General features: G+C 58.0%; 5 protein-coding genes. All 5 read left to right on the top strand.

The window, feature by feature from the left end:
* Positions 1-739 (top strand): flagellar hook-basal body protein (locus H5U08_RS10500; RefSeq protein ID WP_297032791.1); only part of this gene is annotated, 739 nt, incomplete at its 5' end.
* Between the two features lie 75 nt (positions 740-814).
* Positions 815-1,618 (top strand): flagellar basal-body rod protein FlgG, encoded by an 804-nt coding sequence (gene flgG / locus H5U08_RS10495; RefSeq protein WP_297032789.1) that lies wholly within the window; start codon positions 815-817, stop codon positions 1,616-1,618.
* Between the two features lie 25 nt (positions 1,619-1,643).
* A complete protein-coding gene (flgA, locus tag H5U08_RS10490) occupies positions 1,644-2,705 on the top strand; it encodes a flagellar basal body P-ring formation chaperone FlgA (protein WP_297032787.1) in 1,062 nt (353 codons plus the stop codon).
* 85 nt (positions 2,706-2,790) lie between these two features.
* Positions 2,791-3,456 carry a flagellar basal body L-ring protein FlgH gene (locus tag H5U08_RS10485; RefSeq protein ID WP_297032785.1) on the top strand — a complete coding sequence of 222 codons (666 nt, stop codon included), beginning with the start codon at positions 2,791-2,793 and terminating at the stop codon, positions 3,454-3,456.
* An 87-nt stretch (positions 3,457-3,543) separates the two neighbouring features.
* Positions 3,544-4,596 (top strand): flagellar basal body P-ring protein FlgI, encoded by a 1,053-nt coding sequence (locus H5U08_RS10480; RefSeq protein ID WP_297032784.1) that lies wholly within the window; start codon positions 3,544-3,546, stop codon positions 4,594-4,596.
* Positions 4,597-4,674: the final 78 nt, after the last annotated feature.

Here is a 4,674-nt window from a genome sequence, read left to right as displayed (position 1 = left end):
CGCCGAAGGTGCCCACGCCCAGGATTATCGGCTCAATGTCATCACGAACAACCTCGCGAACGTGGACACCATCGGATTCAAACGGCAACTGGCCATCTGCCAGGCCCGGTATTCGGAACCGGCCGCCCGCGGTCTGTCGGGTGTCGGTGCCGCCGATATGGAGAATCTCAGCGGTGGTGTCCTCCCCGCGGTGTCCAAGACAGATTTGACCCCGGGTCCTATCAAACAAACCGGAAGTCCCACCGACTTCGCCATCCGCGGTGACGGCTTCTTTGCCGTGCAGAAGGACAATGAAGTACTTTTGACGAGGGCAGGGAACTTCTCGCTGAATAGCCGTGGCCAACTGGTAACGCAGTTCGGTCTCCAGCAGTATCCGGTTCTCAATGACAACCTCCAACCGATCACCCTCGATCCCCAGTTGCCCTGGGAAGTCACCCGGGAGGGAACGATCCGACAAGCCGGGGTTGTGCAAAACCTGGCGGTGATGAAGCCCGCTTCCGTGGACGACCTGGTGCCGGTGGGGGAAAACCTCTACCGCACCACGCGGCCCCCCCAACTCATTCCCCTAGCCGAACGCCAGGTCGCCCAGGGATTTCTGGAAATGTCGGCCGTCCAGCCGACGCTCGCGATGGTCGAACTGCTGGAGGCCTCTCGCCTTTTGGAAGCCAATCTCAACATGGTTCAAACTCAGGATCAAATGCTTGGCGCCCTGTTCAATCGGGTGCTTCGATCGGCCTGATGGCAGATGAACAGGGAAGGAGACAGGACAAGGACAGTCATCCCCACGCAAATGACGGCATAAACGAGGGTCACCATGAGTGTTCAAACACTGTATTCCGCTGCGACGGGCATGCTGGCGATGGAGAAAAAGCTCGATGTCATCGCCAACAATCTCGCCAACGTGGAGACCACCGCCTTCAAACGCGACCGCGCTAATTTTGAAGACCTCTTTTATCGTCACGAAGTCTTTCCCGGCACAGAGGACAGCTCCGGCCAGTACACACCGGTCGGAATCTCGATCGGCCTAGGATCCCGGCTTTCCGGCGTGCAAAGTGAATTCCGCCAAGGGGCGTTCCAGCAAACCTCCAATCCGCTGGACGTCGCCATTGAAGGGGCGGGCTTCTTCCAGGTACTCGATCCTTCGGGCCAGATTTACTACACCCGAGCCGGGAATTTTTCCATCAACGCCAATGGCAACCTTGTGCTGGGATCCGCCCACACCGGACGGCTTCTGGAACCGCCCATCGTTATCCCCAATGACGCCACCGCCATCACCATCACCCCGGAAGGGCAGGTGTTCGTTCAGCAGCCGAACAACCCGCAATTGACGCCGGTGGGCGAGATCCAGCTCGTCAATTTCATCAACCCCGAGGGGCTCCTCAAATTAGGGGAAAACCTCTATGCCGAGACGGATGCCTCCGGTCCGCCGCAAGTTGGCACGCCGGGTCAGGAAGGTCTTGGAATCCTGCGCCAGAACGCCCTCGAGGCGTCCAACGTGGAGCCGGTGCGCGAATTGATCGACCTGATCACCACACAGCGGGCCTTCGAAATGAATTCCCAGGCCGTTCAGGTCGGCGACCAGATGATGCAGTTGGTCTCCAATCTCCGCCGTTACTGAAGGATGAAAACGGGACGTGCTTTCCATGCCAAACCATAATCGTTTCCACAGCCTGAATTATTTGTCCTTTTGTGCTCTGTTCCTCGGCGTGGTTGGGGCGCCCGCCCTCGCCGCCACGTTCGTGTTTCATGCTCAGTACACCTCTCACGGCGGTGCTGTACTGCTTGGTCAGATTGCCGAGATCACCGATTGTGACGAAACCACCAGGGACGCACTGGCACGCCTCGAATTGTTTCCGGCGCCGCCGCTGGGAGAAGTGAAATTTGTGTCCCAGCAGGATGTTCGTGAAATCCTCGCGCTGCGGGGTATCGATACAACAGTTCACCTCTGGCAAGGCGCTCGCCAGGTGCGCGTTGTCACCAGTCCCCAGGCCGCGCTCACTGTTCTCAGCGCACCCGAGCAAGCGACGCCCGTTTCGCCCACACTCCGCGCACGCGCAGAGTCCCGGCTCAAAAAGGCCATCCACGAATACATGAAGTCCCAGTATCCCCAGCTCCCGCCATGCGAATCGGCGCTTTCACTCACTGCCGAAGACGTGCGCTGGCTAGCCGCGGCCGACGCGGCGGTGGAGATTGACCGCGACCAGGCTTTGGCACCCGATCGCCGCGTGTTTGCCGGGGTAGTCAAGGCGCCGGGCGGCGTGCGGGCCATTCAGGTTGAGGCCCAACTGCAGCCGCGGCTGTTGGTGGTTGTGGCGGCCCGGCCGCTCGCCAGGGATACCGTTCTCACCCGTGATGACGTCCGACTCGCTGACGACGTGGAACCCGCCCCCGGATACGCCACGCGTCTGGAAGACGTCCTCGGCCGACAACTCACCACCGGCGTAGCGCCGGGCAGGCCCATCGTCCTTTCCAATCTTCGAGAACCCGTGCTCGTCAGACGCGGGGAGGTCGTTCAGATTGCGGTTCGTGCCCCCGGCGTAATGATACGTACGCTGGGCCGCGCAAAGGATGACGGTGTTCTGGGGCATCTCGTCCCTGTAGAAACCCTGGACAATCGCGGCAAAACAATTCTCGGAAAAGTCGTGGATCACCAGCTTGTTGAAGTTTACGCCGTTTCCACACAGGCAGCAACCACGAAACAGTAAACCCGCGGCCATTTTATTTCGAATGGAATATTCACGAATGATGAAATGCTTTTATCGTACTGATGTTATTCGAGGTAAGTGCTCGATGCCGCTTTGTTTGCTGGCGATTTTAATCACTTTTGGATGTGTGCTGGCCGGAGGCCCGACGGCTGTTGCGCAAAGCAGCAGCCTGCTGGGAACTTCCCAGGGGCCGCCGCCCACGCTGGACCGGCTTTCCTGGACCTATCAAACGCCCCCGGAACAGAGAACCCTGAAGCTGCGGGACGTGATCACCGTGGTCGTGGATGAAAAGACGCAGGTCATCGCAGAAGGCCAGATGGACCGCCGGAAAAACGCCAATGGTAAATTCGTCCTTTCCGACTGGATCCTTCTGAAGGGCTGGTCGCTCATTCCCGATCCGCAAAGTAAAGGCGATCCGACTATCGGCGGTTCAATGGAAAACAAATATCGGGCCGAATCGGAACTGCAAAGTCGCGAGGCTCTGAAACTTCGCGTCGCCTGTGAAATTGTGGATATTCGCCCCAACGGAAACCTCGTCATTGAAGGCCGACGTACCATCCAGGTGAATAACGACATCTGGGAAATCTATCTGACGGGCACAGTGTGGCCGAAGTCCATTCTGCCGGACAACACAGTGCTCAGCGAGAATATCGCCGATCTGAGGATTGTCAAGCGGGAAGCCGGTCACGTCCGCGATGGATATCGTCGCGGCTGGCTCCTCAAATGGCTCGACACACATCAGCCGTTTTAAGGTGGTTTAAGCGATAGGAGCGGCATGACCGCGGGAACAGCCTTCAGTCGAGCAACAGCGACTGCTGGAAAGCAAGGACCCTGGGATATGATGCACCTTCCACGGTTTTCCTTTCTTGTGAGCATCAGCCTCCTTCTGGCAAGCGGTGCCTCCGTCAGTTTGGCCGCCGTTCCATTAAAAACGATCTGTCGAGTAAAAGGTCAGGAAGATAACAGCCTTCACGGGCTGGGCCTGGTGGTGGGACTGCGGGGAACCGGCGACGGCGGGAGCTTCCTGCCCACCATTCGGAGCATGAGCGTGGCCCTCGAGATGATGGGAACGCCCCTTGGGAAGAACGGCCCGGCCGAACTCAAGGATGCCAAAAACGTGGCCCTCGTTCTCGTGACGGCCACTGTTCCTCCAGCCGGTGCCCGCCAGGGCGATCGGATCGATTGTCAGGTCCATTCTGTGGGAGTGTGCAAAAGCCTGGCGGGTGGGACCCTGTTTCTCACGCCGCTCGTTGGTCCCGATCCACGTGACCGTCGAGTCTATGCCCTCGCGGAAGGCCCCATCACCATCGACAATCCCGAAACGCCCACGGTGGGTCGCATCACCGGTGGGTGTCGCCTCGAATCGGATTTCTTCAATTCTTTTGTGAAGGATGGACGCATGACCCTCGTCATTGAACCGCCTTATGCTGACTTTCAGGTCGCTCAGGATATTGTGGAACTCATCAATTCCCACATGACCGTACAGAGTGGCGGCGTTCCTCTTGCCCGGGCCATCAATCAGGTCACCATCGAAGTACTCGTCCCGCGACAGTATGCCGATGATCCTGTCCTGTTTGTCTCCCAGATCATGGAGCTGCCCCTCATGGAAGTCCCGCTCGGTCCCCGGGTTGTCATCAACGAACGGGCGGGAAGTATCGTTATGAGCGGAGACGTCGAGATCGGCCCAGTGGTCATTACCCATAAAAACATGGTTATTCAGGCCGGCGGGGCGCAGTTTGTCGGTGTCGATTCCAGCCAGACCCAATCAACCAAACTCAAGGCTCTCATCGATGCCCTCAATGCGCTCAACACACCTACACAGGATGTTATCCAGATCATCAAATCTCTTGAAAAAAATGGCAAATTGCGCGGCCGATTGATTATCGAATAATACGATTGAAAGAGTAGAAAACGGAATAAAAGATAGAAGTCCTATGCTGAATATCACTGCCACACGCCCGCTACCCCT

Source organism: Thermogutta sp., assembly GCF_014359955.1.
In the GTDB taxonomy this organism is placed as follows: domain Bacteria; phylum Planctomycetota; class Planctomycetia; order Pirellulales; family Thermoguttaceae; genus Thermogutta.
Note: the sequence above shows the minus strand (reverse complement) of the source record. Positions and strands in the feature narration are given on the sequence as shown.